This window comes from Microcystis sp. LE18-22.4A, from assembly GCF_027531105.1.
GTDB classification, from domain to species: Bacteria; Cyanobacteriota; Cyanobacteriia; order Cyanobacteriales; family Microcystaceae; genus Microcystis; species Microcystis aeruginosa.
In genome coordinates, this window is the sequence record NZ_JAPZRB010000261.1 from 1 (window position 1) to 4,462 (window position 4,462).

At 41.4% G+C, this 4,462-nt stretch carries 5 protein-coding genes and 2 pseudogenes; 4 read left to right on the forward strand and 3 right to left on the reverse strand.

Annotated elements, in window-relative coordinates; translation table 11 throughout:
• A partial coding sequence (locus tag O9295_RS27385; RefSeq protein WP_353845532.1) for a helix-turn-helix domain-containing protein occupies nucleotides 1–56 on the reverse strand: 56 nt, incomplete at its 3' end.
• Nucleotides 57–159: 103 nt separating this feature from the next.
• Between O9295_RS27385 and O9295_RS12230 the strand changes: the two genes are divergently transcribed.
• From O9295_RS12230 to O9295_RS12245, 4 genes are all read left to right on the forward strand, one after another.
• The gene (locus tag O9295_RS12230; RefSeq protein WP_061432458.1) at nucleotides 160–561 is read left to right on the forward strand and encodes an Npun_F0494 family protein; all 402 of its coding nucleotides are present in this window, start codon (nucleotides 160–162) and stop codon (nucleotides 559–561) included.
• 274 nt (nucleotides 562–835) lie between these two features.
• Nucleotides 836–2,311: a cobyric acid synthase CobQ gene (gene cobQ, locus O9295_RS12235; protein ID WP_288033100.1), complete on the forward strand. Its 1,476-nt coding sequence runs from the start codon at nucleotides 836–838 to the stop codon at nucleotides 2,309–2,311.
• A gap of 9 nt (nucleotides 2,312–2,320) precedes the next feature.
• On the forward strand, nucleotides 2,321–2,560 hold the full coding sequence (locus O9295_RS12240) for a 2Fe-2S iron-sulfur cluster-binding protein (RefSeq protein WP_288033102.1): 240 nt from the start codon (nucleotides 2,321–2,323) through the stop codon (nucleotides 2,558–2,560).
• 290 nt (nucleotides 2,561–2,850) lie between these two features.
• The gene (locus tag O9295_RS12245; protein ID WP_288033103.1) at nucleotides 2,851–3,399 is read left to right on the forward strand and encodes a class I SAM-dependent methyltransferase; all 549 of its coding nucleotides are present in this window, start codon (nucleotides 2,851–2,853) and stop codon (nucleotides 3,397–3,399) included.
• On the opposite strand, the pseudogene O9295_RS12250 reads toward O9295_RS12245, so the two are convergent.
• Together O9295_RS12250 and O9295_RS12255 are read right to left on the reverse strand one after the other, a co-directional pair.
• A pseudogene (locus O9295_RS12250) lies at nucleotides 3,400–4,329 on the reverse strand (ISKra4 family transposase); the annotation flags it as partial. It abuts the gene before it with no gap.
• Nucleotides 4,330–4,337: 8 nt separating this feature from the next.
• Nucleotides 4,338–4,462 (reverse strand): annotated as a pseudogene (locus tag O9295_RS12255) (IS630 family transposase); the annotation flags it as partial.

The following is a 4,462-nucleotide window of genomic DNA, read 5'->3' on the forward strand; positions in this document are numbered from 1 at the left end:
AATAGCGACTCTTGTGTTGGTGTGGGGTAAAATCGAAACGAATAGGCTTTTTCCATGTCTCACATTTTAGCATATATTTCGTAAATGTGCTAATATTTAACAGTAAAGCCGTCGTAGAACGACGGGGTTTCAGACCCAAATTTTCGATGACCGGAATCTATGAGCCTATCGACTGCCACCGTTACCGCCATCAATTATCCTGATGCTACCATCAACCGGGCCGAACGCGCCCTCTGTTGTTCTCCTTTCCGTGTCACCTTATTTGCGGCTATGCTGGAGCAAAGTGTATCACTTTTAAGCATCCCTGGTGCTGGGGGTTTAGAGAAAGGTTATACTTCCAGACTGCTGACGGAAGCGGCAGCGGAAAGCTATCTTCTCTGGTTGATTAAGGTGGGAATTTTGCGGCGCGAAGTAGATGGACAGGGGATAACCGATAGTTTTCGTCTCACTCCTTTGGGGAGGAAATTAATAGAAAAATGGCAACCCCAAGGGGACTTTTTCCCTACACCCACTTTCTGGCAAAGATTTTTAAATACTCTGCAACGTTGGTTTTCTTTTTAATGCTGTTAAGGTGAGGAGTCGGGAGTCGGTCGTCAGGAGTCAGGATTCTCCGAGTCGGTCGTCAGGAGTCAGGAGATAGGAGATTATTTTATTTATTCTCCCCACACCCCACACCCCACACCCGACACCCCACACCCCACTTCCCCACTTCCCACTTCCCCACTTCCCCATCTCCCCATCTCCCCATCTCCCCATCTCCCCACTTCCCCACTTCCCAATTCATAATTCCTAATTCCTAATTACCAAAAATTAAATAGTCAACCCAAAAAACTAGATGAAAGCAATTATGGTAGTGGGGACAACATCCCACGCGGGTAAATCTTTTTTAACTGCGGCTTTATGTCGTTTATTCAACCGGAAAGGCTGGCAGGTAACACCCTTTAAAGGTCAGAATATGGCCCTTAATGCCTATGTTACCGCCGGAGGGGGAGAAATGGGTCACGCCCAGGCGGTGCAAGCATGGGCCGCGGGGACAATTCCCCGGGTAGAAATGAACCCAATTTTATTAAAACCCCAGGGAAATATGACCTCTCAGGTGATTATTAAAGGCAAGGCTGTTGGTGTCACCACGGCAGCGGATTATTATCAGAATTATTTTGAGCAAGGTTGGCAAGCAATTAAAGAATCTTTAGCTAAATTATCAACAGAATTTGATCTAGTTGTCTGTGAAGGTGCGGGAAGTCCGGCGGAAATAAATCTCAAACATCGCGATTTAACTAATATGCGGGTGGCTAAATATCTCGATGCCGCTACTATTTTAGTGGTGGATATTGATCGCGGGGGGGCTTTTGCTCACGTCGTCGGTACGTTAGAATTATTAGAACCGGAGGAAAGAGCTTTAATTAAAGGTATTGTGATCAATAAATTTCGCGGACAAAAATCCCTCTTAGATTCGGGGATTACTTGGCTAGAAGATTATACAAAAATTCCTGTGTTAGGAGTTCTTCCCTATAGTGATATCTTTTTGAGTGCCGAGGATTCTCTCAGTTTACTCGATCGCCCCGCCCAAAAACCCAAAGCTGAACTAAATATCATTGTCATTCGTCTGCCTCATATCGCTAATTTTACTGATTTTGACCCTCTCTGTGGCGAAGCAACGGTCAATGTACGTTATCTAGAATTACAGGAATCTTTAGGTGATCCCGATGGGGTAATTATCCCCGGCTCTAAAACCACTGTTGCTGATTTAATTGCTCTTAATCAAAGTGGTATGGCTAATCAATTACAAGCCTATCACCAAAGGGGAGGTATTATCTTTGGCATCTGTGGTGGTTTGCAAATGTTAGGGCGATTAATTCTGGATCCTGACCATCGAGAAGGTCCCGATAGTGAGGCAGCAGGTTTAAATTTACTGCCGTTAAAAACGGTAATTACTGCCGAAAAAATTACCCTTCAACGACAAGTTTTATCTAATTATCCCCAAGCTGGTTTACCGGTAATGGGATACGAAATTCACCAGGGAATAAGCCAATGGGAAAGTGAATCAGGTTATCAAAAAATGTTCGAGGAAGATGCTAGTCTGGGAATTGTCAATGATTCTCTCTCAATTTGGGGCTGTTATTTACATGGTATCTTTGATAATGGTTCTTGGCGAAGAACTTGGCTAAATCATCTACGTCAGCGTCGCGGTTTATTATCTTTGCCTACGGGAATTGCTAACTATAGTGAACAAAGAGAAATAACCCTAGATGCTATGGCTAATTTATTGGAAGAACATTTAAATCTTCAACCTATTTTTGCTCATTTGTAAGGAGAACTTATGACTATTGCAGTGCGTTTTTTACCCGATGATATCATCATGGAAGCGGAAACGGGAGAACTATTATTAGATGTGGCCAAAAAAGCAGGGATTGAAATTCCTACCGGCTGTTTAATGGGTTCCTGTCACGCTTGCGAGGTAGAATTAGATGATGGTACTCAAATTTGTAGTTGTATTACTGGTATCCCCGGCGATCGAGATTCTTTAACCGTTCATTTATACTCCGATCCGCTTTGGTAGTTGTTAAAGTTTTCTGATAACAGAAGTCAGCTATTAATGTTAAGTTTACGACTTGTAACTGGGAGAATAATGGCTCGGCGACTTCTCGTCTAGGGGAAGGTTTTTGATTTTTGCAAGATGTACATTGACAATAGTATATGCAATATATTCATAAAATACTATGGGATATCGTATCAATGGGATGTGACAATAAATTTCACTAAACCCTTGACAAAAGTGACTTTCTGTATTACCTTTCGACAGTAGTGGTGATGCCACGCAAAATACTTACATATTAACTATCTTAAAATATGTCAGATTATTATCATTATCAAAATTCTTGCTGTGGGACTGCCCACGCTTATTTGCTACCTTCTCTAAGTCAGATTTTTGCCGATCTTGCTCCTCCTGAAAAGCGTATTTTTGATCTCGGTTGTGGCAACGGTTCGATCGCTAATTGGTTATCAGAAAAAGGATTTCAAGTCAGTGGCTGCGATCCTTCCGAATCGGGGATAGCAGAGGCAAAAAAAGCCTATCCTGAACTTGATCTATACGTTGGCTCCGCCTATGATGATCTGGCTAGTAAATTTGGTACTTTTCCGCTGCTAATTAGTTTGGAAGTGGTAGAACACGTCTATGCCCCGCGCAATTACGCTAAGACGGTTTATAATCTGCTGCAACCGGGAGGATATGCGCTGATATCCACTCCCTATCATGGTTATCTCAAAAATTTGGCCTTGGCGGCTACGGGTAAGATGGACGAGCATTTTACCGCTCTTTGGGATCACGGACATATTAAATTTTGGTCTGTCAAAACGGGAGCAAGTCAGTTTTGTCAGAACATAAATACTATTCAATAGCTAAAGACTGTTATTTAGGTAAGCACAGCGGTGTTTAAGCACTTGAGGGATATTTTCTTCATTCCACTGGGCTCCAGAAATTTTCAGTCGTCGGTCAATCTGTTTAACCGTGGATTCAACGGCTCCCGAAGCAATAGAGCAAATCTCTTCTTGTTGATAGTAATTATAATTAACAATTCGATGACGGTGAATCTCTAAATAACGACAGAAATTTTCAGCTCGTTCGTTTTTTAAAGGAGAGATTAATGCTATTGTTTCCTCAATTTTGCCCTGCCATAATAAACTTTCTGCTTTTTTCAATCTCTTCACTGAACCGCCGACTTTATGAAGATTTTCTACCAAATGAAACCAGTCAAGTATTTCTCTTTTTTCTCCTGGACAATCCCAGTTTTTCACAATTTTCCCAATACCGGGATGTCCGTCTCCCAAACAGGTAAGGGGGTCAGATAAAGGTTGTTGATTAACCCAATATATTAACGATTCATTCTCTCCAAACCAAGCTTTTCTTAGGAAAGTATCAACACAGATTGCTTGATAATCTTTCCAGATACAAGCCTCTCCCTTAGTTTCGGTTCTTAAGCGCACTTTTCCTCCATCTAGACTAATTTCTTGAACGGGGTTTCCTGATTCTTCTTCGGCAAATTGGTGGCGATGGACTAATCGTTGTTGAGTCCTAGCCGAGACCTTCATCCCTATATAAAATTGAATATCTCTGGCGGCATTTTCATAAGAAACATTGGCACTAGCTCTTAAACAACAGCGTTCTAAGTAAGGACTAATTTGGTTATTACGAGGAATATTTAAACGGATTGCTTGTTTTTCTGTCAGGCATAATTCTCCGATGATGCTTTTTATTTTTCTCGGTCTCCCGGCTTGAGTTCCTGTCGTTTTTGTGACAAAAAAAAATCCTAGTTTCGGAGTTATAAGCTTTTACGCATTTAAGTTACATTGACAGCATTACCCTTATTTTTAAGTTTTCTACTCCATTTAATAATCAATCCCCCTTCATTTAAAAGCTGATTGACTACTTTTTCCAGTTCTTCTTTATTTTCAAATTCTCGAT